Origin of the sequence: Streptomyces sp. RKAG337, assembly GCF_023701715.1 — a bacterium.
Taxonomy (GTDB): Bacteria; Actinomycetota; Actinomycetes; order Streptomycetales; family Streptomycetaceae; genus Actinacidiphila.
The window spans coordinates 4,716,853-4,743,848 of record NZ_JAJOZA010000001.1 but is presented as its reverse complement, the minus strand read 5'-3'; the positions used below and the strand labels follow the sequence as shown (position 1 = coordinate 4,743,848).

Genomic DNA, 26,996 nt, shown 5'->3' with positions numbered 1-26,996 from the left:
TGTGCCGATGCAACGAGGATTGCTTCACGCCGGGGCCTGGACGCTCGCGACCACAGCCGCGGTGACGATGTCGTGGTTCGGGGTGCACTCCGTGCTCGCCGGTACCGCCTACGATCCACCGCGCGCGCTCCCGGTCTCCGATGCCGTCGCCGGTTCCTCGGCGCGGCCGGTGGCCTCCTCCACGCACCGGCCGAAGCCGGTGCCGTCCACGACGTCCCCCGCACCGACCGTGCCGCCCACCAAGCCCGCGACGAAGGCGCCGTCCCCGCCGCCCGAGAAGCCCCCGGGCACCTCGCACGACGCCTCCACCAGCAACACCACCGGCAATGTGCACGCCTACAAGGTCACCGGCGGCCGCGTCGTGCTCGACCTCGGGCCGGCCTCGGCCACCCTCGTCTCGGCCACCCCCGACACGGGCTGGGAGATGAAGGTCTGGAAGCTGGACGAATGGATCCGGGTGGACTTCACCAGCGGAACCACCACCTCGTCGGTCTTCTGCACGTGGAACGGCCACCCGCCCGTGGTGGAGATGTACAAGAGCTAGGCCGGCCTCCGGTTCAGCGGAAGACCGACTCCGGCGGGGCCGGGGACGGGGCGGCCGTCGCGTCGGTGACCGGGGCCGCGCCGCCCGCGAAGTCGGCCAGCGGGCGGCCGTGTTCGACGCGGCCGGGGTGCGGGTCGGAGGCGACCCGCCGGGTCAGCTCGGCGAGCGGCAGCTCGACGTCGGCGGCGAGCAGGATGGCGTTGCCGAACCGGCGGCCGCGCAGCACCGCCGGGTCGGCGGACACACAGACCTCGGCGAACGCCGACCGTGCGGTGGCGATCTGGGCGCGCAGGAAGCCGAGGGCGCCGCCGTCGGCGAGGTTGGCCGCGTAGAAACCGCCGGGCCGCAGCGCGCGCCTGACCTCGTGCAGGAATTCGGCGCTGGTCAGATGCGCGGGAGTGCGGGCGCCGCCGAAGACGTCCGCGATGACCAGATCGGCCCAGCCGTCCGGGACCTTCCCGAGCCCCGCCCGGGCGTCCCCGCCCCGCACCTTGATCCGCCAGGTCCGGTCCCACGGCAGTTCACGGCGGACCAGTTCGACGAGCGGACCGTCGATCTCGACGGCCTGCTGGGTGGAGCGCGGCCGGGTCGCGGCGGTGTACCGGGCCAGGGTGAGCGCGCCGCCGCCCAGGTGCAGCACCTGCAGCGGGCGCCCCGGGGGCGCGACCAGGTCGATGATGTGGCCGAGCCTGCGCTGGTACGAGAAGTCCAGGTACGACGGGTCGTCGAGGTCGACGTGCGACTGCGGGGCGCCGTCGATCAGCAGCGTCCAGCCGTGCGGCCGCTCCCGGTCCGGGACCAGCTCGGCCTGCCCGCCGTCGACCACGGCGCCGACCGCTTCGCGGGCCTGCGCCCTTCCGCCCTGCTTCTTGCCTGCCACCCGACCAGTATCGGCCAGCGGGCGGTCAGACGCCGCCGGCCAGCCTGATGGTGCGGGCCGCCTCACCGAGCGCCGCCCGCAGGACGGCCGGGTCGGTGGCGGTGATCCGGCCGGGCCCGCTGTCCGGCGGCACCAGCCACCCGGAACCGGCCACCGACGGCTCCGCGCCGATCGAGAAGCCGCGGCCGTTGCTCCGCGTACAGGAACTGCCGGGCAGGTCCCAGCCGTCCGCGGTGCCCTGCGGCACCAGGAACCCGATGCCGTCCCCCGCGTCGTCGTGCAGCACCGGCCCGACGCCGGTCCGCAGCCGCAGGATGTCCACGGCCTCCAGGCCCTGCTGGGTCGGAACGGTGACGAGATCGCACGGCGGCGTCGCCTGCGGCATCTCGCTCCGCTCCGGGCTCGGTTCGTGCCGATCGGTGTCCAACAAGGGGAACCCTCCTCGCGGGCGGACGCAGCACCGCCCTTACGAGGAGTACAACGCGCCTCCGTGTCAACAGCTACGCCCCGCTAACGCCGCAAGGGGTGGCATTTCATGGCGGATCACGGGTGAGATATCCGTTTTGTAGGCAAACTCTCGGTATCGGCCCTGTCACAGCGGGTACCGTCGTCGCGCCGTCCGCACCAGGAGTCCGCCATGGCTTCACCGTCCTCAAGCCCCGATCCAGCCCGAACCGCCACCATGGCCAACGCGGCCTTCCGGCAGTTGCGCGGAGACCGTTCCCCCAACGAGTTCGCTGCGGCGGTACGCCGTTCCGCCCGCGAGATCGGCGAGCAGGTCAGCTGCGACGCCCGGTACATCGGGCGGGTGGAGGCCGGGGAGATCCGGTGCCCCAACTACGCCTACGAACGGGTGTTCCGCCATATGTTCCCCGGCCGTTCGCTGGGCGACCTGGGCTTCTCCCCGCGCGAAGCGGTACGGGGCAGACGCGGCGGCGCGCCACCGCTGGAGACGTACGAATTCGAATTCGAGGAGAGCGACGTGCTGCGTCGCGTGTTCATGACCGGCGGCCCCGCCGTCGTCGCGACCGCCCTGGTGTCCGGCTCCGCCGTGCACCCACCCGCCGGCCGGGTCGGCGTCGGCGAGGTCCACGCCGTCGAGGAGGCCGTGCGGCACATCCGGCTGCACGACGACCGACACGGCGCGGACGGCCTGTACGAACAGGCGGGCCAGGCCCTGCGCACCGCCTACCGGCTGCTCGACGAGGGCGCCTACAGCCAGTCCGTGGCCGACGGGCTGTACGCCGGAGCGGGTGAACTCGCCGTCTCCGTCGGCTGGCTGGCCCACGACTCCGGCCGGTTCACCGACGCCCGCTCCTACTACGCCGAGGCACTCGCCACGGCCCGCGTCTCGGGCGACGCCGCCCTGGAGGCCCACGCCTTCTGCAACACCGCCTTCCTCGCCCGCGACGCGGGCCGGCCGCACGAGGCCGTCCGCGCCGCCCAGGCCGCCCAGGCCGCCGCCCGGCGCCTCGCCTCGCCTCGGCTGCTCTCCCTGCTCGCACTGCGCGAAGCGGGCGGCCGCGCGGGACTCGGCGACCGCTCCGGTTGCGAACGCGCGCTGTCGCGCGCCCAGTCGCTCTTCGGGCGCGGCCCGTCCGACGCCGACCCGCAGTGGATGACGTTCTTCGGCGAGGCCGAACTCGCGGGCCTGGAGGCCCAGTCCTGGTCGGCGCTCGGCGACCACCGCCGCGCCGCGGACTCCGCCCGCCGCGCCGTCAGCCTCCAGGACCCGCACTTCACCCGCAACATCGCCCTCTACGGCGCCGAGTTGTCCGCAAACCTGGCCGCCGGCAACCGCCCCGACGAGGCCGCCGCCGCGGGCTCCCGCGTCCTCGACCTCCTCGGCCGCGTCCAGTCCTCCCGCGTACGGGCCCTCCTGGACACCACCGCCACCCGCCTCCGCCCGCACCACCGGACGACGGCGGTAGCCGCCTTCCTGAGCCGCCAGCGCTAGGGTCTGTCGTCTGGATCTCCGTGGGGGAAGGAGCGGTGTCCGGTGCGTGCAGCTGCAAGGCGGAGGAGGGAGGCGACGCGGAGCGTCGTCGACCGACGACAACGCGGCAGATGTGCGTGCTGGACACCGCGACGCCGCGGAGATCCAGACGACAGGCCCTAGTCGCCTCCGGCGGAGGTTTCAGGACCCACCTGCGGTGGGGGTGCGGGTACGTCGGCGCCCACCCCCACCGTTACGCCTGCGGCGGGCTTTTCCCCACCCGCCCGACACCGGCACCGATGCAGGTGCGTCGGCACCCGCCCGCAGACCCGGGGACGGCGTTCCTGCCCGCACCAGCGGGCCAGCTGTGACCTGGGGGGACGGGGCCGCAGGGAGGGGGGTCCGAAATGCTGCCGAGCTATTTGTGGGCCGCCAGGCCCTGAATAGTCGATTTCGGACCCCCCTCCCGGAGGACCCGGCCCCGACCCCCAACGTCACCCGAGGTGACCCGTGTCGTTCCAGCGTTCAACGGCCGGGTCCCCGTACGCCCACCCCAGAATCGACAGCGACGCCGGATCCAGCCGGATCGACGCCCCGAACGACGGATCCAACCCCAACCACCGCGCCCCCAGCGTTCGCAAGAAGTGCCCGTGGGCGAAAACGAGCACGTCCCGCTCCGCCGACCGCGCCCACCCCACCACCTCGTCCGCCCGCGCCGCCACCCCCGCCAGGGACTCGCCCCCACCACCCCGTCCCGCCAGATGTTCCACTCGGGCCGGCCCGCCGCGCGCTCGCGCTCAGCGATCTCGTCGGGGACGAGTCCTTCGTAGGCGCCGTAGTCCCACTCCATGAGGGCGTCCCACGGCTCGGCGCGGTCGCCGAAGCCGGTGAGGCCGCAGGTCTCGCTCGCGCGGACGAGGGGGCTGGTGCGGACCTCGAGGCCGGGCAGTCCGTCCCAGGGGGCGCCGTGCAGGCGCTCGGCGAGCAGCCGGGCGGTGCGGCGGCCCTCGTCGGTGAGGGGGATGTCGGTGCGGCCGGTGTGGCGGCCGGAGAGGGACCACTCCGTCTGGCCGTGCCGGACCAGAAGGATGCGCGGAGCCATGCGGAGGGACCTTTCATCACGTAATGGAGATCACTCCATCATCGCGCACTCCGGGCGGCCGGGCCGATGAGGCCCGTCAGGAGTCCGTCGAGGCCGAGCTCGTACTGGGCCATCCCCGCGTCCTGCGCGATGGCGAGCTCGGGGACGAGCTCGGTGAGCGCGGGGTAGCGGTCGGCGGGGAGGTCGGCGAGCCGGGCGCGTACCCGGTCGCGCAGACCGTCCTCGCACAGGGCGCGGTCCCGCCGGACGTTCCACAGCGCGGAGCCGACCGTGTACTGCATGAGGGCGACGTGGGCGCGCGCGGCGTCGACCCGGTCGAGACCGGCGGCGCGCAGCAGGCCGAGCATCCGGTCGATGACGGCGATGGCCTCGTCGCCGCGCATGGGGCGGGTGGTCAGCAGCTGCAGGGCCGAGGGGTGGTCGGCGAAGAGCCGGAAGACGCTGCGGCATACTTCACGCAGCTGCTCGCGGGCGTCCGCGGTGCCCTCGGCCTCGCCCATGGCGGGCAGCTCGACCTCGCTGAGCAGCCGTTGGGCGACGGCGTCGCTGATCTCTTCCTTGCTGCGGAAGTGCGAGTAGACGGCCATCGTGCCGACGCCGAGCTGCGCGGCGAGGGCGCGCATGGTGAACGCCTCGGCGCCGTCGCGGTCGAGCAGTACGACCGCTGCGTCAAGGATTCTGTCGGGGTTGAGCGTGTTGCGTGGAGCGCGGCGCCGGGGGGTGCGGGCCGACTGGGTGACGGTCATGCCATTCTCTAACTTCTCGCGGAGAGCAACCTGGGAGGGCGCCCCGGGCGTCTTCCCGCACGCATACCCGACCAAGAGATGTTGAACACAGAACGAACGCAGTGTGGCCGGGAATTTCCGGGGCGATGTGCGGGCTGTCTAGCGTACGACGTACGGTAGAGCCTACGACATGGTCCGCAAGGAGCCACATCCGCAGAACGGGGAGAACGGCCGCATGACGATCACCGCCACAGCGCCTCGCGCCTCGGCCTACCGGGGCCGGCTGCGCTGGTGGACCGAGCTGCCGCTCATCGCCGTCGTGTACGCCCTCTACTCGTGCGGCCGCCTGCTGGTCCGCGGCGACGTGGACAACGCCGTCGAGAGCGGGATCGACATCCTGCATCTCGAAGAGCTGATGCGGATCGATCCGGAGCGCTGGCTCAACGGCATCTGTACGAAGTACGCCGCGATCGGCGTCCCCGCGGACTTCGCGTACGCCTCGCTGCACTATCTCGTGACGCCCATGATCCTGGTGTGGCTGTGGCGGCGGCGGCCGACGCACTACCGCGCGGCCCGCACATGGCTGATGCTGTCCACCCTGATCGGCCTGATCGGCTTCACCCTCATGCCCACGGCGCCACCGCGGCTGCTCGACAGCAGCCACGGCTTCATCGACACCATGGCGCAGTACGGCTCCTACGGCTGGTGGGGCCAGGACGCCAGCGCCCCGCGCGGCCTCGGCGGGCTGACCAACCAGTACGCGGCGATGCCGAGCCTGCACGTCGGCTGGTCGCTGTGGTGCGGGATCATGCTGTGGCGCTACGGGCGGACCCCGCTGGTGCGCTCGCTGGGCATCCTGTACCCGCTGATCACCACGTTCGTGGTGATGGGCACCGCCAACCACTACCTGCTGGACGCGGTCGCCGGTGCGGCCGTCATGGGCATCGGCTACCTGCTGGCCCCGCGGGCCCTGCTCGCCGTCGACGCGCTGCGCGCCCGGTGGGCCGTCCGGTCCGGCGCCACCACCTCCGCGGAGGGCCACAGCCCGGTCGTGGCGGCCTCCGCGACCGCTGCCGCCTCCGGGACGCAGGCCCCGGCCCCGGCGGCTCCCAGAAGCGCTCCGCACGGCCCCGTCCCCAGCGGGGTCCCGACCTCGCGGACGCGATCCCAGGACGAGCACAGATCGGATCCCTCGGACAGGTCTTCCGTGGGTCAGGGCCGAATGTCGTAGCCGGGTGCGAGACTTCCGCGGGTGAGCACTACGCACTATCTGCGGGAGCGGCTGGCCGAGTTGCGCGGACCGGCCACGTCTCCACGTCCGCTCGACGCGCGGGCCCTCGCGGCCCTGGCCGCGAATCCCGGCTGCCGCCGCCGGGCCCTGCTCGACGCCGCCGGGATCGACAAGGGCGCGGTCGCGCAGGTGCTGGGCGCGCCCGCCCCGTTCGGGCAGTCCCAGTTCGCCTTCGCCCGCGGTCATGCCTTCGAGGCCCGGGTCAAGGCGGAGGAGTGCGCCGAGCTGCTGCGGCTGCTGGGCGCCCCCGAGGACAGCGGGGCGCTGCTGCCGGACCTGTCGGCCGCCGGTCCCGAGGGCCGCACCGCCAGGACCCGGCTGGCCCTGGCGGAGGCGACCTCCGCCGGCTGCTGGACGCTGCTGGACCACCCGCTGCTGACGCTCGACGTGGCGGGGTCCACCGCCTACCTGGAGCCGGACGCGGTGGCGGTCGCGCCGGACGGCTCCTGGACGGTCGTCGAGGTCAAGTCCTTCCCGATCCTGGACGGCAGCGCGGACTCGGTGAAGGTGGGCGCCGCCGCCCGCCAGGCCGCGGTGTACGTGCTGGCGCTGGAGCGCCTGGCCGGGCCGCTGGAGGAGACCGCGGGTCCCGTGCGGGTGTCGCACGACGTGCTGCTGGTGTGCCCCAAGGACTTCTCGAACCTGCCGACGGCCCAGTTCGTCGATGTGCGCAAACAGCTGTCGGTGACCAGGCGGCAGCTGACCCGGCTGACGCGTATCGAGGAGATCGCCGCCGAGCTGCCGGACGGCACCACGTTCGACCTGCGCTGGTCCGAGGACGGCCGCACCCCGACCCGGCCGGCCCCCGAACTGGCCGCCGCCGTCGAGGCGGTCCCGGCCGCGTACTCCCCCGAGTGCCTGGCCGCCTGCGAGCTGTCCCTCCACTGCCGTGACCGCTCCCGTGCCTGCGGCTCCGTCGAGTCCCTGGGCCGCGGCCTGCGCGGTGAGCTGGGCACCCTCACCACGGTCGAGGCCGTGCTGTCCGCCGCCCTCGGCACGGACGCCGCCGGCGCCGAGGCGGACCCCGCCGTCGCCGCGCTGCGCCGCGCCGCCGTGCTGCGCGCCGAGGCGCTCACCGCCGGAGGTGCCGCATGTCACTGATCGGGACGCTGGCGCGGGCCGAGGCCGTGGTCGCGGGCCGGGCGCAGCCGGTGGCGACGGTCCGGCACCGGCATCTGTCGCGGCATCCGCTGGTGTTCGTGCCGCTGACGACGGCCGGTGAGGTCGGTGCGCCGCTGGGCGCGCTGGTGGGCCGCGACCGGGAGGCGCCGAGCCTGCTGGTGGTGGCGCAGCCGCGCGACCGGGACCTGCGGTTCGACTTCCTCGCGGCGCTGGCGACCACGGTCATCGCACACATGGACCGGTACGCGGACGCGGTGGAGACCGAACCGGCGACCCGGAACCGCGAGGAGTCCGAGGTCTGCGCGGACGCCCCGCAGATCATCGTGCCGAACGCGGCGGCGGCGGACTACGTCCGGCTGCTCGGCCGCTCCACCCGGTTCCGCCGCACGGCGGAGGAGAATCCGGACGAGCCCTATCCGGTGCCGTCGCGGGTACCGCTGTCCGGACGCTGGCTGACCCACTACGGGGAGCGCGCCCGCACCCCCGGCGCCTCGCTGCTGCTGTCGATGACGGAGCTGCTGTCGCGGCACTGGGCGACCGGCCAGAGCAATCTGGAGGACCAGCACCTGGGCGCGCTGCTCGGCTGGATCGACCCTCCCGAGGGCATGACCGGCGCGGAGGCGGCCCGCCGCGCGGAGACCGGACGCGGACCCGACGGCCTGCTGCTGAGCCCGCCCGCCGGCCCGGCGACCGACCCCGCCTTCGACAACACGATGCTGGCGCCCGCGATGTCCCGCTTCGACGCGGCCCGGGCGGCGGCGCGGGCGGCCGGCGCGGAGCGGTCCGCCGCGACCTCCGTCGCCGAGGCCGAGGTGCGGGCGCTCGTAGAGAGCCAGTTGCGGCCCGCCTGGGACGACGTGTGGCGTGGTCTCGATCTGCTGCGGGCGCTGCCCGAGGGCGGGCACGTCGAGGAGCGCTGGAAGCGGGACCGCTGGTCGTACACCGGCCACCGGGACCGGGTGCGGGCCGGTGAGCCGCCGCAGCCGAAGCGCGACGACGCCATCGCGGCCGCGCAGAAGCTGATGGGCCGCGAGACGGCCCAGGTGCGGCTGGAGGCGCAGGAGGCGCTGGACGATCCGCTGGTGATGGCCGGGCGGCGGCTGTCAGGCGAGGCGTTCGCGGGCGAGGTCACCGACGTGGTGATGGCGTACAGCGAGGCGAAGGTGCCGCGCCCGCGCCCGCTGGTAACCGTCGCGACCGCCGACGTACCGCATTTCGACGCCGACGCGAAGCTCTACCGCGCGCTGCCCGGCGGGAAGACTCAGGAGGCGCGGTTCGTCGAGTGGCCGTCGCCCGGGGAGGTCACCGTACGACTGCTGAACGGCATGGGCCGGGGCAAGGTCCCGGACGAGGGGTCGGTGCCCGCGGCCGGCGACCGCGTGTGCTGGACGCTGTTCGAGCACGCGCCGCGCGGCGGACCGGAGTTGCCCGACCCCGAGGACACCCCGTGGACGCACGGCGGCCCGCCGGGGACCGCCGCCGCACCGGCAGCGCCCGCATCCGATCCCGTCACCGTGGAGGACTTCCTGTGAGCCGCACGACGGAGGACTCTCCGCCCCACGGCACGGCCCGGCCCGCGCCGCGCGACCCCGCCGCCGAGGCGGCGGCGGTCACCGAGGCGATCCTGCGCGACACGCTGCACGGCTCGTCGCGCGGTGTCGTCGTCGACTCCCCGCCGGGCGCGGGCAAGTCGACGCTCGTGGTGCGCGCGGCCCGGGAACTGGCCGCGGCGGGCGAGTCGTTGATGGTGGTGGCGCAGACGAACGCGCAGGTGGACGATCTCGCGGACCGGCTGGCGACCGCCGATCCCGGGCTCCCGATCGGCCGGCTGCACGGCAGCGAGTCACCGCCCGATCCGCTGCTCGACCGGCATCCGTCGATCGTGAAGTCCGCGAAGGTGGCCGATCTCGCCCAGCAGAAGGTCGTCATCGCGACCTCCGCGAAGTGGGCGTACGTCAAGACCACCGATCTGACGTCGCCCTGGCGGCACGCGATCGTCGACGAGGCCTACCAGATGCGCTCGGACGCGCTGCTGCAGGTGGCCGGGCTCTTCGAGCGGGCGCTGTTCGTCGGCGACCCGGGGCAGCTGGACCCGTTCAGCGTGGTGGGCGCCGACCAGTGGGCGGGGCTGAGCTACGACCCGTCGGCGAGCGCGGTGGTGACGCTGCTGGCGCACAATCCGGGCCTCCCGCAGCACCGGCTGCCCGTCTCGTGGCGGCTGCCGGCATCCGCGGCGCCGCTGGTGTCGCGGGCGTTCTACCCGTACACGCCGTTCCGCAGCGGCACCGGGCCCGGCGTCCGGCGGCTGTCGTTCGGGGTGCCCTCGCAGGGCACCGGCCCTGACGAGGTGCTGGACGAGGCGGCCGCGTCGGGCTGGGGGCTGCTGGAGCTGCCGGCCCGGCACACTCCCCGGACGGATCCGGAGGCGGTGCACGCGGTGGCCCAGGTGGTGCGGCGGCTGCTGGACCGGGGCGGGGTGACGTTCAGCGAGCGCTCGCCGGAGCCGGCGCCGCTGACCGCGGACCGGATCGCCGTCGGCACGGCGCACCGCGACCAGGCGGCGGCGGTGCGGTCGGCGCTCACCGCGCTGGGCGTGTCCGGTGTCGCCGTGGACACCGCGAACCGGCTGCAGGGCCGGGAGTTCGACGTGACGGTCTTCCTGCACCCGCTGTCCGGCCGCCCGGACGCGACGGCCTTCCATCTGGAGACGGGCCGGCTCTGCGTGCTCGCCTCCCGGCACCGGCACGCCTGCATCGTGGTGTGCCGGGCGGGGGTGGCCCGGCTGCTGGACGAGCACCCGTCGACGGAACCGGTGCAGCTGGGCGTGACGGTGAAGTTCCCGGACGGCTGGGAGGCCAACCACGCCGTGCTGGCGCACCTGGACGAGCACCGGGTCCCGTATCGGACGTAGCCCCGGTGCGGAAGGCACGGGACGCTGCGGAACCGCACGTCAGACGGCACTTCGGACGGCCCGGAGGCCCACTTGCGCGGGCGCGGGACAATGGAACGCGCGAATCCCTTGGAGGTAGGTACATGTCCGAGCCGCAGTCGGCTCACGACCGGCGCGACGCCGTCCCGCCGGCCCCCGCACGGCGCCTGCGCCCGGCGGAGCTGCTCTTCGAGCCCGCCCAGGCCCTCGCCGACGAGGAGCACTTCTTCGACCTGGAGTCGCTCGACGATCCCCGGGAGCTGCTGGCGCGCTCCACGGAGCTGGCGCTGGCCTTCCGCGCCGCCGCCGACCGGGCGACGGAGTACCAGGCGATAGCCGCTGCCCAGTTGGCGGATCCCCGGCGCTTCGACCGGCTGACGTATGCCGCGATCGCGGAGCAGTCGGGCTGGACCGAGGACTACGCGAAGAAGATGGTCGAGTTCGGGACACGTCTGCAGGAGCGGTGACCAGAACCAATGCCCTGAGCCGGTGATTGTGTCAAGCGACCACGGCCCTTTGGCATATGCGGGTTGCGCAAGGTACCGGACGACCGGCGTTCCTGTCCCGTATTCGTCCGATTAACATCGACACAGTGCGAGCGGCCGGTACCTCTAGGTGTATGAGCGAATGGCAGTGGGAGACCTGGAGGCACCCGGACATCACCGTGGCCGGCGACCCGACGGACCCTGAACGGCAGTCGCACACCGCGTACGTCACCCCTGCGGGAGCCGCCTGGCTCGCCTCCGCCAGCGCTTTCCCGCGCAGCGTCCAGGCGCTGTGGAGCGCCCGCCCGACCGCGCCCAGCGTGCTGCCGTGCGGCACCGTGTTCGACGTGGTGAACCTCCCCGCGCTCTTCGGCCGCCGGGTGCTGGAGCAGTTATGGGCCGCGGGGCCCGGCAGCGGGCCGGTCGCCCTGCACCGCGGCCGGGTGCTGCTGCTGGTCGCCCCCGGGTCCGCCCAGCGGCTGCCGTCGCTGCTCGGCTGGGAGGAGTGGAGCCGCTCGGTGCCGCCGCTGATGTGCCACGGCCTGGGCGACGCGGTGACCGTGCCGCCGCTGTACGGCGACGAGTCCGGCCTGGACACCGAGGGCGGGTCGTCGCGCTGGGTGGTGGCCCCCGACACCCGTCATCCCTGGCTCCCCGGCCCCGACGTGCTGCTGTGGGCCTGTATCCGCGCGGCCCGCGCCGCCGCCCGCACGACCGCTTCCGCGGTGGTCCCCTCGGGCTCCCCGGCCTGAACGGGATATCGATTTTCACTCCGCCGGAAGCGGATGCTAATGTCTGTCTCGCAGCACGCGCCGCTAGCTCAGTTGGTTAGAGCAGCTGACTCTTAATCAGCGGGTCCGGGGTTCGAGTCCCTGGCGGCGCACCTACGGGAAACCGTTGACCTGGGCGTTCCTCCTTCGGGAGGGGCGCCTTTCGTCATGTACGGGGCCAGTGCGAGAGCGGCACGGGAGCAGTGCGAGAGCGGTACGGGAGCAGTGCCAGAGCGGTACGGGAGCGGCCCGGCGCGGTAACAAGGCCAGGGAGAGACCGTCTCCAGGAGGCCCCGCATGCCGCTGCCGCACTACCGTCCCCCGGACGCGCCCGACGGCGCGCGCGAGGACGCGTGGCGTCCGCCGCCGCGCCGCGTCGGCCGGATGGCGGCGGGCATCCTCGCGGTCACGGTGGTGACCGGCGCCTGGCTGCTGCGCGACGGCACGCAGGAGCGGGAGCCGCCGCTGCCCACGGCGGCCGAGGCGGTGTCCGCTGCCGGGCGGCACCCGGACGCCGGCGGGCCGACGGAGTTCGCACTGCCGCCGCGCGCGGTCCCGCTGACCGCCGCCGCCCCCGAACGGATCCGGGTCCCGGTCATCGGGGTCGACGCACCCCTCATGCGGCTCGGCCTCGACACCACCGGCCATCTGCAGACCCCGCCGGAGTCCGAGCGCGGGCTGGCCGGCTGGTACGCGGGCGGGGCCGCGCCCGGCGCTCCGGGCGCCGCCGTGCTGGCAGGACACGTGGACACCCGCGAGGGCCCCGCGGTCTTCTACGAGCTGGGCGGGCTGCACAAGGGCGACCGGATCGAGATCGACCGCGCGGACCGCCGTACCGCCGTGTTCACGGTCTACGGCATCGAGGTCTACGAGAAGCAGGACTTCCCCACCGACCGGGTCTACGGCGCGACGCCGGACGCCGAGCTGCGCGTGATCACCTGCGGCGGAGTGTTCAGCAAGGCGGCGGGATACCTGGGCAACGTCGTGGTCTACGCCCGGCTCACCGGCTCCACCGGACCGGCCTGAGGACCAGCCTCAGAGCCCGCGGACGAACCTGCCGACGGACCCGCCCGGCGCATCCTCCTGACGCACCGGCACCCCGTCGCCCACACCCCTTCCACCGGCGTGCCCACCCCCGGAACGGCCGGTTGGCCGAACCGGGGGCACACCACTGGCAGGTGAATGCAGTATGTCCTAGTTTAGGTATTTCTGATGTCATTTATGAATCTGCGCGTCACCGGGGAGGTCGCTGTGCGACAGCCGCTGGCCATGAGCGGGCCGATGGAGTGGCCGCTGACCAACGGCGCCGTGCCCTGGATCGTGCTCGTGATCGGCCTGCTGTCGCTCGGCTGGCTGCTCGTGGTCCGCCGCCGCTCCTGGTGGACCGTCACCGTCCCGCTGATCGCCCTCGGTACCGCCGTCGCGGTGTTCGTCGTGCAGTACCTGGAGGACAACTCCTGGCGGCTGATCGCCGATGAACTGCCGCTCAGCGTCCTGGTGTGGATCGGGGTCGGAGTCTTCGGCGTCGCCTTGGCCGTGGCCCGCTGCTTCTGCACCCCGCACTGGCGGATCAGGCTGGCCGCGCTGCTGGCGGGCCTGCTCGTGCTGCTCGCCGCGTGCTCCCAAGTGAACGTGTTCTACGACCAGTACCCCCGGCTCCGCACCCTGGTGACCGCGCTGACCCGGCAGAGCACCGACCTCAGGACGGCCGGCGGCGGCAAGCAGAACGCCACCGTCCGCACCCCGGAAGGCGGCACGCTCGAATCGGTGTGGAAACCGCCGGCGGACATGCCCGACAAGGGATCGCTGTCGAAAGTGAAGATCCCCGGCACCGCCTCCGGCTTCGACGCGCGCGACGCCTGGGTCTATCTGCCGCCCGCCTACCGGACCAGCCCGCGCGCGCTGCTCCCCGTCATCGTCCTGATGCCCGGTCAGCCCGGATCGCCGCAGGACTGGCTCGACTCCGGGCAGCTGGCCGAGACCATGGACGCGTACGCCGCCGAGCACCACGGTCTCGCGCCGGTCGCGGTCTCCGTCGACACCCTCCACTCGCCGCTGAACAACACCATCTGCGTGGACTCGAAACGCGGCAAGGTGCACACCTACCTCACCCAGGACGTACCGGCCTGGATCAGGGCCAACCTCCAGGTCGCGAGCGCACCCGCGTCCTGGGCCGCGGGCGGCTACTCGCTCGGCGGCACCTGCTCGCTGCAGCTGGCCGTCACCGCGCCGGAACTCTTCGGGTCGTTCGTCGACATCTCCGGGCAGCGCGAACCGACCCTGGGCGGCCACCAGCGCACCGTCGACGAGCTGTTCGGCGGCAGCTCGGCCGCCTACGACGCCATCAGCCCGCTGAAGATCATGCAGAAGAAGTCCTTCCCCGGCACCAACGGCCTGTTCATCGTCGGCTCCTCCGACGGCACCTTCGCGCCGCAGCAGCGGGACGCGTACGCGGCGGCCCGCAAGGCCGGGATGAACGTCACGTACAAGGAGCTGCCGGGCGGCCACAGCTGGGCGGTCTGGCGGCCCGCCCTCGGCGTGGGGCTGGCCTGGCTCGGCGGCGTCACCCATCTGACCTCCCCATCCAGCGGCTGACGGGACTGCACCGATGACCGAATCGCAGGCGCGGGAACTCCCCGACGGCCCGGAGCCGACCGGGCCCAGTACGCCGAAGCCGCCCGGCCGGTGGCGGTCCTGGGCGGCCAACACCCGGCGCGGCGCCGGGCAGCTGCGGCACGCGCCCGTCACCGTGACCCTGATCGCCGCCCTGTGGATCACCGGCGCGGCCACCGGATCGCTGCGCAGGGGCCCGGACGACCAGCTGTTCGACGCCGTCGGCGTCGGCTGGGAGACCCTCGCCGAGGGCCACTGGTGGACCCCGCTCAGCTCCGGCCTGTGGTGCTCCAGCCTCGACATGTATCTGATCAGCACCGTGGCGCTCGCCGTGCTCGGCACCCTGGCGGAGCGCCGGATGGGCTCCACGCGCACCGTGCTGGCGCTGGTGGCCGCCCAGGTGGCCGGCACCCTGCTGGGGGTGGGCCTGGCCAAGCTCGGCGACCTGGCCGGCGACGACTGGCTGGAACTGCTCTCCCTGCAGGCGGCGGTCGGCCCCACGGTCGCCGTGGCGGGGGTGGCCTTCACGGTGAGCGGGACGATGACGGCGCTGTGGCGGCGCCGGGTGCGCCTGCTGCTGGCCGCGGTCGTGCTGGTCCTCGCGCTGTACCTGGGCACCCTGCTGGACCTGCTGCAGGTCACCGGCGGGGTGATCGGCCTGGCCGTCGGGGCGGTGTTCTGGCACCGGCTGCCGCACCGCCGGCCGCACCGGCCGGCCGGTGCGTCGCACTCCGAGACCCGCGTGCTGGTCGGGCTGTTCATCGCCGCCGCCGCGATCGGCCCGGCGCTGACGATGCTCTCGCCCGACGCGCTCGGCCCGCTGGCCACCTTCCGCGATCTGCTCGTCACCTCGCACCCCGACGCCCAGGCCGTCCAGGACGCCTGCGCCGAATCGGTGCGGGCCTGCCACCAGATCCACGCCGAGGAGCACTTCTACGACTCCCCCGCGATCCTGATGACGGTCATGCCCGCGCTGCTGCTGCTCGTCCTCGCCGAAGGACTGCGGCGCGGCCGGCGGCTGGCCTGGATCCTCGCCATCGTGGTCAATCTGGCGCTGATGGCGATCGTTCTCTACGAGATGGTGGACTTCCTCGGTTCGCTGGACCTCAGCACCCCGGAGGGCCGGGACGACCGGAGCTGGCTGATCCGCGCCTGCATCGAGCAGATCCTGCTGCCCGCCGCCTCGATCGTCCTGCTGGTCGTCACCCGGAGCCGCTTCCAACTGCGGCTGCCGCGCAGCTCGGTCCGCAGGCTCGCCCTGGTCGTCGGCGGCAGCGTGCTGGCCGTCGCCGCCGTGTACGTGGGCACCGCCTACGCGATCCGCGATCAGTTCTACCCGGTCGCCACCGTCTCCTTCCTGTGCCAGGGGCTCGTCTCCGTCTTCCTGCCGCCCATCTACAGCGACCTCGCCGACCAGGGCCCCATCCCGGTCGGCTCGGGCGCCCACTGGCTGTACGAGTACTGCGGTCTGGTGCCCTGGCTGGTCGCGCTCGTCTCGCTGCTGGTGGTCTTCCGCAGCAACCGGCTGCGGTCCTCCGACGAGCAGGCCCGGCGGGCCCGTTCGATCCTCACCGAGCACGGCGGCTCCACGCTCTCGTACCTGTCCACCTGGCAGGGCAACCACTACTGGACGTCCCCCGGCGGCGACGCGGGCGTCGCGTACCGGGTGCTCTCCACCATCGCGCTGACCACCGGCGACCCCTTCGGGGAGCGGTCGGCCCGGGAGCGCGCGGTGGGCGAGTTCGCCGCGTTCTGCGACGCGCGCGGCTGGTCACCGTGCTTCTACAGCGTCAACGAGGAGTCCCGGCAGGCCGCCGAGGCGCTCGGCTGGAAGTCCCTGCAGGTCGCCGAGGACACCGTCGTACCGCTGGCCGGCCTGGAGTTCAAGGGCAAGAAGTGGCAGGACGTCCGCACCGCGCTCAACAAGGCGGGCAAGGCCGGCATCACCGCCGAGTGGTGGCGCTTCCCGGACACGCCGCTGGCGCTCACCGAGCAGATCCGGGCCATCTCCGAGGAGTGGGTCGCCGACAAGGGGCTGCCCGAGATGGGCTTCACCCTCGGCGGCCTCGACGAACTCGACGACCCCGAGGTGCGCTGTCTGATCGCGCTGGACGCCGACCGGACCGTCCACGGCATCACCAGCTGGATGCCGGTCTACCGGGACGGCGAGCCGATCGGCTGGACGCTGGACTTCATGCGGCGCCGCTCCACCGGCTTCCGCGGCGTCATGGAGTTCCTGATCGCCTCCTCCGCGCTCGGACTGAAGGAGGAGGGCGCGGAGTTCATCAGCCTGTCGGGGGCGCCGATGGCGCGGGTGGACCGCGGCGAGGCCCCGGCGCCACTGCAGCGGCTGGTCGATGTGTCGGGGCGACTACTGGAACCGGTGTACGGTTTCCGTTCATTGCTCGCGTTCAAGGCAAAATTCCAGCCCGACTACCACCCTATGTACATGTGCTACCCCGATCCGGCCGCTCTGCCGACCATCACCCGGGCCATCGGCAAGGCCTACCTTCCGCACATGACGGCGGCTCAGGGCGTACGGCTGGTCCGCCAGCTGTCCGGCTCCTGAGCCGGGGTCCGACTCCGGATTGAGGTGACGCCATGTGGGACTGGCTGGCCGACGCCTACCGGTCGCGGATCGTCGACAACGGTCGCGAACCGCTGTTCCTGCTGCTCGTCGGGTTGATCGGCTCGTTCCTCTTCATCCGCTTCAGCGTGCGGATGATCCGGCGCGGGGTGAGCTGGTGGCCGGGGAACGTCAACCCGGGCGGCCTGCACATCCACCATGTCGTCTTCGGCCAGGCCATGATGCTCATCGGCGGCATCGGCTCCTTCGCCGTACGCGGCGGGGTCCTCGCGCACAACCTGCTGGCCGTGCTGTTCGGCATCGGCTGCGGGCTGGTGCTCGACGAGTTCGCCCTCGTCCTGCACCTGGAGGACGTCTACTGGAGCGAGCAGGGCCGCAAGTCCGTGGACGCGGTGATCCTCGCCGTCGCGGTGATCGGTCTGCTGCTCATCGGGGAGGCCCCGCTGGGCGGCTTCGTCGGCGGGATCAACGGCGAACAGATCGGTGTCGCGGCGGTCCTGCTCGGCTTCGTGGTCATCTGCCTGATCAAGGGCAAGGTGTGGACGGGGCTGATCGGCGTGATGATGCCGCCGGTCGCGATCATCGGGGCGCTGCGGCTGGCCCGCCCGGCCAGCCCCTGGTCCCGCTGGCGCTACCACTCCCGGCCCCGGCGGCTGGCCCGCTCCGAGCGCCGCGAGGACCGCGTCCACCGGCGGCTGGTCGCGTTCAAGACCAGGCTGATGGACGCGGTCGCGGGCGCCCCGCACCTGAAGTCGAAGTCCGAGAGCGCCCCCGTGCCGCGCCCGACGCTCGTCGACATCCCGCCGTCCCGGATCGAGGTGTGGCTGCGGCCGCTGCAGCAGCCGGGCGCGGCGGTCGCCGTCTGGTACCTGCGGGCCGCCGCCGTGGTGAACGTCCTGACCGGGCTGATCGCGCCGTTCCGCGAACGGGTGCACCGGGCCACCGACGGGGAGTTCTTCACCGCCTTCCTGCTGAGCCCGGGCTTCACCGGCGCCGTCCTGGCCTTCCTGCTCGCGGTGACGCTGCGCCGCCGCAAGCGCGCGTCCTGGATCGTCGCCGTCACGCTGGTCTGGGGATATCTGGCGCTGTGCCTGCTGGCGCTGGATCTGCTCCCGGAGGCCCGCGCGCACCCCTTCAACTGGATCTCCCTCGGCCTCACCCTGCTGCTGGCACTCGCGCTGGCGGTGTCCCGCCGGGCGTTCAACGTGCGGGGCGAGCGCGGCAACGTCGCCCTCGGACTGGTGTCGCTGCTGATCGGCAGCGTCGTCACGGTGGGCCTGGGCACCGTCCTGGTGCACGCGACCGACGCCCCGCCGCCGGCGAGCTGGCGTGCCTGCCTGCACTACGCCGTGCTGCGCGTGCTGACCGTCTCCAGCCTGTTCGACCTGCCCGAGATCACCGTGCCCGCCTGGACCGACCTCGCCATCAACCTGCTGAGCGTCACGCTGATGCTGATGGTGCTGCTCGCGTTCTTCCGCTCCCCGCGCGGCCGCGCCCGGCTCCAGCCGGCGGACGAACAGCGGCTGCGCGATCTGCTCGCCACGCACGGCGAACACGATCCGGTCGGGTACTTCGCCCTGCGCCGCGACAAGTCGGTGAGCTGGTCGCCCGGCGGCCGGGCCGCCGTGCTGTACCGGGTGGTGAACGGGGTCGCGCTGGCCTCCGGCGATCCGATCGGGGACCGCGAGGAGTGGCCGGCGGCGATCGACGGCTGGCTGGCCGACGCCCGCCGGCACGCCTGGATCCCGGGGGTCACCGGGGCCGGCGGGGGGCCGCGGCGGTCTACGAACGGGCCGGGCTGAAGTCGCTGGACTTCGGCGACGAGGCGGTGGTCGACGTCGCCGCGTTCGCCGGAACCTACCTGGGCACGTCAGCGGAAGGCGGTGCGGCGCTGCGCCCGCTGCGCGAGGCCCACGGGCTGATCCGCGACGCCGGCTACACCGCCGTCGTACGCCGCCACCGCGACATCCCCCGCGACGAGATGGCCGATCTGGCCCATCTCGCCGACGCCTGGCGGCGGCACGCCAGCGAGCGCGGCTTCTCGGTGGCCCTGGGCCGGCTGGGCGACCCCGCGGACGGCGAGTGCGTGATGGTGGAGTGCCGCGACCCGCAGGGACGCACATCGGCGCTGCTGAGCTTCGTGCCGTGGGGCCGGCGCGGCCTCTGCCTCGACCTGATGCGCCGCGACCGCGAGTCCGGCAGCGCGCTGATCGACTACCTGATCACCGAACTGCTGCTGCTGGCCCGGGCGGACGCCGAGCCCGTGCGCGGCGTCGAGCGGGTGTCCCTCAACTTCGCGGTCTTCCGCTCGGTCTTCGAGGAGGACGGCAAGGCCGGTGCGGGTCCGCTGCTGCGGCTGTGGCGCAAGGTCCTCCGGCTGCTCTCCCGCCGCTGGCACCTGGAGGCCCGCTACCGCTCCTACGCCGCCTACCTGCCGGAGTGGCGCCCGCGCCACCTGCTGTACGAGCGGTCCGCCGAGCTGCCCCGTATCGCCACCGCCACCGCCATGGCCGAGGGCTTCCTGACGGCGCCGCGGCTGCCGCGGCTGGGCGGGGCACCGTACCCGGCGGCGCCCGCGACGGCGCTGGGTTCCGAACCGGACGGTACCGGGCCGGATTCCACGCCGGATTCCACGCCGGACGATTCGGCTCCCGGCCCGCGCTGAGGCGGGCCGGGTGCGGGGCGCCGGCCGGACCCGTTTCACCCGACCGGCCGTGGCACCGGCATCCGTTCCCAACGTGTCCCGATCCGCTCCCTGACCTGCGCCTGCCGCGTCGGCCCCGGTCGTCCGTTGGTCCGTTCGGAGTAGTCCTGAGCGATCGTCAACAGGCACCGGGAGCGCCGTCCGGGTGTCCTCGGAGGGTGGGCGGACTCCTGTCCGCCCCGCGGAACACCGTCCGTGACCCCGCCCTGGGAGAAACCCGATGCGCTCACAGCACCTACTCGCCGGCTCCGCCCTTGCCGCGGTCATCGCGCTGAGCGCGGTGGGAGCCGCGTCAGCCGTCTCGACCGAGCCCATCGCCCCCGTCGAGTCCGCGGAGCCCTCGGCACCCGCCGACCTCTCCTCCCCCGACGTGCCCACCGACCTGGCCTCGCCCGACGTGCCCGGCGAGCTCTCCTCGCCCGCCGTGCCCCTCACGCCGGTGGGGCCGGCCAATCCCGTCATCGTCCAGCCGGACCCGGTGGCCCCCGGCGGCCAGTTCTCCGTCTTCGACGGCGGCAACTGCAGCGGCACGAGCGGCGTCGCCACGTTCAGGTCCGCCTCCGGCGGCTCGGCCATCCCTTCGGTCAACCTCTCCACGCTCAGCAACCAGGTCGGCGGGGTCGGTACGGTCCCGGAGGGCACCGAGCCGGGCCAGTACGAGGTCTCGGTGTCCTGCCAGAAGGCCACCACCGGCAAGCAGGGCCCGTTCACCGGCACCCTCACCGTCTCGTCCCGCACGCCCAAGGGCGGTGTGCAGACCGGCCTCGGCGGCGGCATCGGCATGGATCCGGCCGAGACCGCGCTGGGCGCGGCACTGGTGGCCGCGGCTCTCACCGGCACGATCGTCCTGGGACGCCGACGGGCCCGCGGCAGCGACAGCTGAGCGGTGGCGCGGGCTGCTCGCGGTCGGTCGATCGGTCCGTCGGTCGTCAGTCGGTCAGTCGGTCAGTCGGTCAGTCGCAGACGGTGGCCGCCGCGGGCAGCCTGCCCTCCAGCAGGAAACCGTCGACGGCTTCCGTCACGCAGGTGCTGTGCGCGAAGTAGGCACCGTGGCCCTGTCCGTTGAACGTCAGGACCGGGCTCCCGTTGCCCAGCGCGTCGCTCATCCGCCGGGCGTTCGCGTACGGCGTCGCCGGGTCGCCCTTCGTGGACACCAGCAGCGCCTTGGGGGCATCCGCCGCCCTGACGTCGCGTGAGGTGTTGTCCCCGGCGGACGGCCAGCCGGCGCAGGCCAGCATCGAATCGGCGATGGCCCGGCCGAACACCGGCGACGCGGCGGCGAACGCCGCCCCGGCCGCCGCCACCTGACCGGCCGTGTAGCGGTCGGAGGTGTCCCGGCAGTCCACGGCCAGCTTCGCCACCGCGTAGTTGGTCCGCCCCGGATCGCTCCCGTCGGACGGGTTCCGCCGCCGGACGTCCGAGCCCCCGTCCTGCGCGAGCAGCAGCAACGGCTCGCCGTCGCCGGCCCGCAGGGCGGCGAGTGCCTCGCTCAGCACCGGCCAGGAGTCCGCGCTGTACAGGGCCGTCTGCAGCGCCGCCAGGTACTCGTCCTGGCCGAGGTCCCCGACGGCGGTCCGCAGCGGGTCGTGCGCGAGCCGCTCGCTCCGGTCCGCCAGTCCTGCCATCCGTGCGCGCTGGTCGGCCCCCTCGATCGGGCACGCCTTCCCCTGCGCCGCGCAGTCCTTGACGAACGCCTCCAGCGCGCGCTGGAACGCGGCCGCCTGACCGAGCGCCACCCGCTCGCTGTCGGACGCCGGATCCTCCACCCCGTCCAGCACCAGCCGTCCCGCGCGGTCGGGGAACTGGTGCGCGTACACCGCGCCCAGCTTGGTCCCGTACGAGAAGCCCAGGTAGTCGAGCTTCTCGTCACCCAGCGCCGCCCGCATGACGTCCAGATCGCGCGACACGTTCGTCGTCCCGATCCACGGCAGGATCCTGCCGGAGCGCTGCCCGCACTGCCCGGCGAGCCGCCGGACCTGCTCGATCAGCTCCCCCTCCGCGGGCGGCGGCTCACCGCAATCCACCGGCACACTGCGGCCCACCCCGCGCGGATCGAACCCGATCAGGTCGTACCGGGTGTTGAGGACCGCCAGGTCCGTACCGGCCCGGCCCGCGAGCGTGTCGATCCCGGAGACCCCGGGGCCGCCGAAGTTCACCGGCAGGGAGCCGATGCGGTCACCGGGGCCGGTGGCGGGGTAGCGCGACAGCGCGATGTCGGCGGTGCCGCGGGAGGGCGTCGCGTAGTCCAGCGGCACCACGATGCTGCCGCACTGCATGCCGTCGGCCGCGCATGCGGACCAGGTGATCCGCTGCGCGTAGAACCGCGTCAGATCCGGCTGCGCCGGGCCTCCGACCAGCACCAACGCCGTCGTCGACCCCACCGCCAACCACAACCCGAGCCCCATCCCGCCAACCTAAACGCCCCCACGGGCCCCCGCACGCCGGGCGAAGGCAGACCCGAACGCCAGCCCGGCGCCTGAGGCCCACCCCCAGCCCGCCCGGCGCCTGAAGGCCGTTCCCCTCCCCCGGTCCGCCCGGCGCTTGAGGCCACCCCCAACCTGCCCGCGCCTGACACCCTCCCCAGCCCGCCCGGCGCCTGAAGGCCGTTCCCCACCCCCAGCCCGCCCAGCGCCTGAGGCCACCCCCAACCTGCCCGCGCCTGACACCCTCCCCAGCCCGCCCGGCGCCTGAAGGCCGTTCCCCACCCCCAGCCCGGCCGGCGCTTGAGGCCACCCCCAGCCCGCCCGGCGTTTGAGGGCACAGGGCGGGCGGGTGGGGGAAACCCGGTGCCGTACCGGGCTCCGGTGGGGGCTCCGGCGGCGGCGTCCCGGTTGCGGAAAGCCGGGGGACGACCAGCATGGTCGTATGGAGGAACCCCGCTGGAAGCGCTCGGTACCGGGGTGGTTCGGGGAGTTCTTCGCCTCACTCGCCATCTTCTGCGCCGTCCTCGCCGTAGTCGGCCCCCTGCACCGTCTCCTCGAACCCGTGCGCCGCTGGGTGGAGATTCTGACGGTGCCGGCGTCCGCGAACCTCGCCTACGCGGCGTTCCTGATGCTGCTCGCCGGCGCGCTGGCCGCGCGCAAGCGGGTGGCGTACTGGATCGTCGTGGTGTTCCTCGGGCTGACGGTCCTGGCGAACGTGGTGCTGATCGTCTTCTCGGAGTGGAGCGCCATCCCGGCGCTGGCCATCACCGGCGCCGCGCTCGCCGCGCTGGTGCTGGCGCGCGGCGATTTCTCCGCGCGGGTGCGCAAGGGCGCGTTCTGGCGGGCGCTGCTGGTGCTGCTGGTGGGCCTGGTGATCGGCGTCCTGGCCGGCTGGGCGCTGCTGTCGGTGTTCCCCGGCACGCTGGTCGGGAAGGACCGGCTGCGGTGGGCGGTCAACCGGGTGGTCGGTGGCGTCAACGACCTGCCGGCCGGCATCGGTCATCCGCCCTTCTGGACCAACTTCTGGCTCGGTCTGTTCGGCGCGCTCGCGCTGCTCGCCGCCGCCGCCACGCTGTTCCGCTCGCAGAAGGTCGAAGCGGCGCTGCACGGCGACGACGAGCCGCGGATCCGCGCCCTGCTGGCGAAGTACGGGGAGCAGGACTCGCTCGGCTACTTCGCCACCCGGCGGGACAAGTCGGTGGTCTTCTCGCCCAGCGGGAAGGCCGCCGTCACCTTCCGCGTCGAGGTGGGCGTCTGTCTGGCCAGTGGCGATCCGCTGGGTGACACCGAGGCGTGGGGGCCCGCCATCGAGGCGTGGCTGGAGCACGCGGCGCAGTACGGCTGGGTGCCGGCGGTGATGGGCGCGGGCGAGGAGGGCGCGAAGGCGTACTCCCGGGCCGGGCTCGGTGCGCTGGAACTGGGCGACGAGGCGGTGCTGGAGGTCGGTGGCTTCGATCTGGGGGGCCGCGAGATGCGTGGCACCCGGCAGGCCGTCAACCGGGTGCGGCGCACCGGTGCGACGAGCCGGATCCGCCGGCACCGCGAGCTGTCGCCTGACGAGTTGCACGAGGTCGTGGCACGGGCGGACGCCTGGCGCGGCACCGATACCGAGCGCGGGTTCTCGATGGCGCTGGGCCGGCTCGGCGACCCGGCGGACGGCGACTGCCTGCTCGTCGAGGCGCTGGACGACGCGGGACAGGTCATCGCGCTGCTGTCGTTCGCGCCCTGGGGCCGGGCCGGGGTCTCGCTGGACGTGATGCGGCGCGATCCCGCCGCCCCCAACGGGATCATGGAGTTCATGGTGACGGAGCTGGCGGCGCAGTCGCCCCGGCTCGGCATCCGGCAGATCTCGCTGAACTTCGCGGTCTTCCGCTCGGTCTTCGAGGAGGGCGCGAGGATCGGCGCGGGCCCGGTGCTGCGGCTGTGGCGGCGGCTGTTGCTCTTCTTCTCCCGGTGGTGGCAGCTGGAGGCCCTGTACCGGTCGAACGTGAAGTACCAGCCGGAGTGGTATCCGCGCTTCCTCTGCTACTCCGAGGCGAAGGACCTGGCCCGTATCGGTCTGGCGTCCGGAATCGCCGAAGGCTTCGTGGAGATGCCGCGGCTGCGCTTCTGGCGGGACCGGAACGTGGGGCAGGGACCGGCCGCGCTGCCCGCGTTCGTCGAACTGGAGGAGGCCTCGGCGGCCGCCGCCGACCTGTCGGCGGCAGCGGCGGGACCGGGCCGGACTGCCGGCTCCGGGCGCCCGGAGCAGGTACGCGTCAGGCTGCGGAAGCTGGAGCGGCTGCGGGACGCCGAGACCGACCCGTACCCGCCCGGCATCGTGCCCACGCACACCCTGGCGGCCGCGGCGGCGGCGCCCGCCGGCACCGAAGTACGGCTGTCCGGACGGGTGTTGCGGTTGCGCGACCACGGCGGCGTGGTCTTCGTGACGCTGCGGGACTGGTCGGGCGATCTGCAGATCCTGCTGGGCCGTGACCACTTCACCGCCGAGGGGATGCGGGCGTTCGGCTCCGACGTCGACCTGGGCGACCTGCTGGACTTCGATGCCGTGATGGGCGCGAGCCGGACCGGCGAGGTGACCGCCGACGCGTCCACCTGGCGGCTGAGCGCCAAGTGCCTGCACCCGCTGCCCGACAAGCGGCGCGGCCTGACCGACCCGGAGGCCCGGGTCCGGCAGCGCTATCTCGACCTGGTGGTCCGGCCCGAGGCCCGCGACGTGCTGCGGGCCCGCAGCGCCGCGGTGCACTCGGTGCGCGAGTCACTGGTGGCCCGCGGCTATCTGGAGGTCGAGACGCCGATGCTGCAGCCGGTGCACGGCGGCGCCAACGCCCGCCCGTTCACCACCCACATCAACGCCTACGACCTGGACCTGTATCTGCGCATCGCCCCGGAGCTGTATCTCAAACGGCTCTGCGTCGGCGGTGTCGAGAAGGTCTTCGAGCTCGGCCGCACCTTCCGCAACGAGGGCGTGTCGTACAAGCACAACCCCGAGTTCACGATGCTGGAGGCGTACCAGGCCTACGCCGACTACGACTCGATGCTCGATCTGACCCGCGAGCTGATCCAGCAGGCCGCGACCGCCGCCAACGGCTCGCAGACCGCCCGCCGGGACGGCGGCGACGTCGACCTGTCCGGGCTGTGGCCGGTGCGGACCGTCAACGACGCGATCTCGCAGGCGCTCGGCGATGAGGTCACCGCCGACACCCCGCCCGACGTGCTGCGGCGGCTCTGCGACCGCGCGGGCGTCCCGCACACCCCTGCCGACGGGCGCGGCGACATCGTGCTGGAGATGTACGAGCGGCTGGTCGAGGAGCGCACCACCGTCCCGACGTTCTACAAGGACTTCCCGCTGGACGTCTCCCCGCTCACCCGGCAGCACCGCGTCGACCCCCGGCTCGCGGAACGCTGGGACCTGGTCGCGTACGGCACCGAGCTGGGCACCGCCTACACGGAGCTCACCGACCCGGTCGAGCAGCGCCGCCGGCTCACCGAGCAGTCGCTGCTCGCGGCGGGCGGCGACCCCGAGGCGATGGAACTCGACGAGGACTTCCTGACCGCCCTGGAGTACGCGATGCCGCCGACCGGGGGGCTGGGCATCGGCGTCGACCGCCTGGTGATGTTCCTTACCGGCCGGTCGATCCGCGAAACCCTGCCGTTCCCCCTGGTCCGCCGCCGCTGATCTGCGGATATACCGGCCCTAGGGGGGATACGGGACGGCCGGACATTGGCCGAACGGACGAGGGCGCCGGCCGGGGGCTGCCCTTACGGTGGGAGCACGGGACGTACGGAGGGCCGGTCCGGAGCGGACCGGCCCTCCGACGACACGAACTAGCGAGTGGGTCGCTCTACCGATGAGCTACGGCCCCGTGCGTGGAGCCGGCTGGATTCGAACCAACTTCTCCCCACTCTTCAAAAATCATAACAACCACCCCATTTTCCGCAATTCGGACAGCGCGGTACGGGGCCTGGCATCGATGGAGGTACAACCGTGGCGCTGAGCAGCGCGAAGAAGACGACCGCCACCGCTCTGGGGATGACGCTCGCCGGCGCCGCCCTGGCGGCCTGCGGCGCCCAGCAGGGCGCCCGCACGGCGCCCGTCTCCGCCCCGTCGCCTGCTCCGTCCTCCGCCACGATCCCCCATCAGACCCGGACGGGCACCCCACCCGCCCCGTCCTCGCGGCCCGCGTCACCGCCCGCCTCGTCCTCGCCGACCACCCCGACCGACGACGCGCCCGGCGGCACCCGCGTGAGCCGGGAGATACAACACGGCCTGGAGAACGGCGGCAAGGCGGTGGCCCTGACCTTCGACGACGGCCCCGACCCGCGCTGGACGCCGCAGATACTGGCGCTGCTCGCCCGGCACCACGCGAAGGCCACCTTCTGCGAGATCGGCCCGAACGCCCAGGCCCACCCCGCCGTCGTCCGGCAGATCACCGCGGCCGGGCACCGGCTGTGCGACCACTCGGTGCACCACGACGAGCACCAGAGCGCCAAGTCCGCCGACTACAACACGCACGAGATCCTGGACGCGCGCCAGGAGATCGCCGCCGCGGCCGGCCCCGGCGCCGAAGTGCCGTACTACCGGGCGCCCGGCGGCGACTTCAAGCCATGGATACGGGAGATAGCCGCCGGCCACGGAATGCGCCCGCTGGGCTGGACCTCCGACTCCGACGACTGGAAGCGCCCCGGCACGGCCGCGATCATGCGCCACATCAACGCCAACCTCAGGCCCGGCGCGATCGTGCTGATGCACGACGGCGGCGGCGACCGCACCCAGACGGTGCAGGCGCTGTCCCGGCTGCTGGACCAGCTCGACGCGCAGCACTACACGTACAGCTTCCCCGGGCGCTGACAGCTTCCCCCGCCGCTGACCTTCCCGCCGACC

General features: G+C 73.4%; 20 protein-coding genes, 1 tRNA gene and 1 pseudogene. 17 read left to right on the top strand and 5 right to left on the bottom strand.

Features of this window, described 5'->3' with window-relative positions:
• Positions 1-7 precede the first annotated feature (7 nt).
• Positions 8-544 (top strand): hypothetical protein, encoded by a 537-nt coding sequence (locus LNW73_RS21090; protein ID WP_250990961.1) that lies wholly within the window; start codon positions 8-10, stop codon positions 542-544.
• 13 nt (positions 545-557) lie between these two features.
• Here the strand turns inward: LNW73_RS21090 and LNW73_RS21085 are convergent, their stop codons facing one another.
• Positions 558-1,424 carry a spermidine synthase gene (locus LNW73_RS21085; RefSeq protein WP_198357335.1) on the bottom strand — a complete coding sequence of 289 codons (867 nt, stop codon included), beginning with the start codon at positions 1,422-1,424 and terminating at the stop codon, positions 558-560.
• Between the two features lie 25 nt (positions 1,425-1,449).
• Positions 1,450-1,809: a hypothetical protein gene (locus LNW73_RS21080; protein ID WP_250992989.1), complete on the bottom strand. Its 360-nt coding sequence runs from the start codon at positions 1,807-1,809 to the stop codon at positions 1,450-1,452.
• A gap of 252 nt (positions 1,810-2,061) precedes the next feature.
• On the opposite strand from LNW73_RS21080, the gene LNW73_RS21075 reads away from it, so the two are divergent.
• On the top strand, positions 2,062-3,381 hold the full coding sequence (locus LNW73_RS21075) for a tetratricopeptide repeat protein (RefSeq protein ID WP_250990960.1): 1,320 nt from the start codon (positions 2,062-2,064) through the stop codon (positions 3,379-3,381).
• 473 nt (positions 3,382-3,854) lie between these two features.
• Here the strand turns inward: LNW73_RS21075 and LNW73_RS21070 are convergent.
• Together LNW73_RS21070 and LNW73_RS21065 are read right to left on the bottom strand one after the other, a co-directional pair.
• Positions 3,855-4,462 (bottom strand): annotated as a pseudogene (locus tag LNW73_RS21070) (histidine phosphatase family protein).
• A gap of 38 nt (positions 4,463-4,500) precedes the next feature.
• A complete protein-coding gene (locus LNW73_RS21065) occupies positions 4,501-5,208 on the bottom strand; it encodes a TetR/AcrR family transcriptional regulator (protein WP_250976004.1) in 708 nt (235 codons plus the stop codon).
• 214 nt (positions 5,209-5,422) lie between these two features.
• Between LNW73_RS21065 and LNW73_RS21060 the strand changes: the two genes are divergently transcribed.
• The 13 genes from LNW73_RS21060 to LNW73_RS21000 all read left to right on the top strand — a co-directional run bounded on the left by LNW73_RS21060 (position 5,423) and on the right by LNW73_RS21000 (position 20,571).
• Entirely contained in the window at positions 5,423-6,418 is a 996-nt protein-coding gene (locus LNW73_RS21060; RefSeq protein WP_250976005.1) for a phosphatase PAP2 family protein, read from the top strand.
• Positions 6,419-6,439: 21 nt separating this feature from the next.
• On the top strand, positions 6,440-7,579 hold the full coding sequence (locus LNW73_RS21055) for a hypothetical protein (protein ID WP_250990959.1): 1,140 nt from the start codon (positions 6,440-6,442) through the stop codon (positions 7,577-7,579).
• Positions 7,570-9,132 carry a hypothetical protein gene (locus LNW73_RS21050; protein WP_250990958.1) on the top strand — a complete coding sequence of 521 codons (1,563 nt, stop codon included), beginning with the start codon at positions 7,570-7,572 and terminating at the stop codon, positions 9,130-9,132. Before LNW73_RS21055 ends, LNW73_RS21050 begins: the two co-directional genes overlap by 10 nt.
• Positions 9,129-10,511, top strand: a complete 1,383-nt coding sequence (locus LNW73_RS21045) for an AAA family ATPase (protein ID WP_250990957.1) — start codon at positions 9,129-9,131, stop codon at positions 10,509-10,511. The genes LNW73_RS21050 and LNW73_RS21045 overlap by 4 nt, the downstream gene beginning before the upstream one ends.
• Before the next feature lie 122 nt (positions 10,512-10,633).
• Positions 10,634-10,996, top strand: coding sequence for a hypothetical protein (locus LNW73_RS21040; RefSeq protein ID WP_250976009.1), 363 nt, complete (start codon positions 10,634-10,636; stop codon positions 10,994-10,996).
• Between the two features lie 152 nt (positions 10,997-11,148).
• Entirely contained in the window at positions 11,149-11,766 is a 618-nt protein-coding gene (locus LNW73_RS21035) for a bifunctional DNA primase/polymerase (protein WP_250990956.1), read from the top strand.
• Positions 11,767-11,823: 57 nt separating this feature from the next.
• Positions 11,824-11,897, top strand: a tRNA-Lys gene (locus tag LNW73_RS21030).
• 184 nt (positions 11,898-12,081) lie between these two features.
• Positions 12,082-12,810, top strand: a complete 729-nt coding sequence (locus tag LNW73_RS21025; protein WP_308407697.1) for a class F sortase — start codon at positions 12,082-12,084, stop codon at positions 12,808-12,810.
• Between the two features lie 225 nt (positions 12,811-13,035).
• The gene (locus tag LNW73_RS36425) at positions 13,036-14,379 is read left to right on the top strand and encodes an alpha/beta hydrolase (RefSeq protein WP_250990955.1); all 1,344 of its coding nucleotides are present in this window, start codon (positions 13,036-13,038) and stop codon (positions 14,377-14,379) included.
• 13 nt (positions 14,380-14,392) lie between these two features.
• Positions 14,393-16,966: a bifunctional lysylphosphatidylglycerol flippase/synthetase MprF gene (locus LNW73_RS21015; protein WP_250990954.1), complete on the top strand. Its 2,574-nt coding sequence runs from the start codon at positions 14,393-14,395 to the stop codon at positions 16,964-16,966.
• Between the two features lie 32 nt (positions 16,967-16,998).
• Complete coding sequence (locus tag LNW73_RS21010; RefSeq protein WP_250990953.1) at positions 16,999-18,786, top strand: phosphatidylglycerol lysyltransferase domain-containing protein; 1,788 nt, start codon at positions 16,999-17,001, stop codon at positions 18,784-18,786.
• Positions 18,787-18,812: 26 nt separating this feature from the next.
• Positions 18,813-19,649, top strand: coding sequence for a phosphatidylglycerol lysyltransferase domain-containing protein (locus LNW73_RS21005; RefSeq protein ID WP_250990952.1), 837 nt, complete (start codon positions 18,813-18,815; stop codon positions 19,647-19,649).
• Positions 19,650-19,908: 259 nt separating this feature from the next.
• Positions 19,909-20,571: a hypothetical protein gene (locus LNW73_RS21000; protein ID WP_250990951.1), complete on the top strand. Its 663-nt coding sequence runs from the start codon at positions 19,909-19,911 to the stop codon at positions 20,569-20,571.
• Between the two features lie 70 nt (positions 20,572-20,641).
• On the opposite strand, the gene LNW73_RS20995 is transcribed toward LNW73_RS21000, so the two are convergent.
• Entirely contained in the window at positions 20,642-22,093 is a 1,452-nt protein-coding gene (locus LNW73_RS20995; RefSeq protein ID WP_250990950.1) for an alpha/beta hydrolase, read from the bottom strand.
• 460 nt (positions 22,094-22,553) lie between these two features.
• Between LNW73_RS20995 and lysX the strand changes: the two genes are divergently transcribed.
• Together lysX and LNW73_RS20985 are read left to right on the top strand one after the other, a co-directional pair.
• Entirely contained in the window at positions 22,554-25,790 is a 3,237-nt protein-coding gene (lysX, locus tag LNW73_RS20990) for a bifunctional lysylphosphatidylglycerol synthetase/lysine--tRNA ligase LysX (RefSeq protein WP_250990949.1), read from the top strand.
• A 309-nt stretch (positions 25,791-26,099) separates the two neighbouring features.
• Entirely contained in the window at positions 26,100-26,963 is an 864-nt protein-coding gene (locus tag LNW73_RS20985) for a polysaccharide deacetylase family protein (RefSeq protein WP_250990948.1), read from the top strand.
• The last annotated feature ends 33 nt before the right edge of the window (positions 26,964-26,996 follow it).

Bases quoted from the DNA above. Each gene is read 5' to 3' on its own strand.
- LNW73_RS21075 (WP_250990960.1), top strand. From the start codon at position 2,062: ATGGCTTCACCGTCCTCAAGCCCCGATCCAGCCCGAACCGCCACCATG.
- LNW73_RS21050 (WP_250990958.1), top strand. From the start codon at position 7,570: ATGTCACTGATCGGGACGCTGGCGCGGGCCGAGGCCGTGGTCGCGGGC.
- LNW73_RS21090 (WP_250990961.1), top strand. From the start codon at position 8: ATGCAACGAGGATTGCTTCACGCCGGGGCCTGGACGCTCGCGACCACA.
- LNW73_RS21065 (WP_250976004.1), bottom strand. From the start codon at position 5,208: ATGACCGTCACCCAGTCGGCCCGCACCCCCCGGCGCCGCGCTCCACGC.
- LNW73_RS21035 (WP_250990956.1), top strand. From the start codon at position 11,149: ATGAGCGAATGGCAGTGGGAGACCTGGAGGCACCCGGACATCACCGTG.
- LNW73_RS21025 (WP_308407697.1), top strand. From the start codon at position 12,082: ATGCCGCTGCCGCACTACCGTCCCCCGGACGCGCCCGACGGCGCGCGC.
- LNW73_RS21015 (WP_250990954.1), top strand. From the start codon at position 14,393: ATGACCGAATCGCAGGCGCGGGAACTCCCCGACGGCCCGGAGCCGACC.
- LNW73_RS21040 (WP_250976009.1), top strand. From the start codon at position 10,634: ATGTCCGAGCCGCAGTCGGCTCACGACCGGCGCGACGCCGTCCCGCCG.
- LNW73_RS21000 (WP_250990951.1), top strand. From the start codon at position 19,909: ATGCGCTCACAGCACCTACTCGCCGGCTCCGCCCTTGCCGCGGTCATC.
- LNW73_RS20995 (WP_250990950.1), bottom strand. From the start codon at position 22,093: ATGGGGCTCGGGTTGTGGTTGGCGGTGGGGTCGACGACGGCGTTGGTG.
- lysX (WP_250990949.1), top strand. From the start codon at position 22,554: ATGGAGGAACCCCGCTGGAAGCGCTCGGTACCGGGGTGGTTCGGGGAG.
- LNW73_RS21060 (WP_250976005.1), top strand. From the start codon at position 5,423: ATGACGATCACCGCCACAGCGCCTCGCGCCTCGGCCTACCGGGGCCGG.
- LNW73_RS21010 (WP_250990953.1), top strand. From the start codon at position 16,999: ATGTGGGACTGGCTGGCCGACGCCTACCGGTCGCGGATCGTCGACAAC.
- LNW73_RS21080 (WP_250992989.1), bottom strand. From the start codon at position 1,809: ATGCCGCAGGCGACGCCGCCGTGCGATCTCGTCACCGTTCCGACCCAG.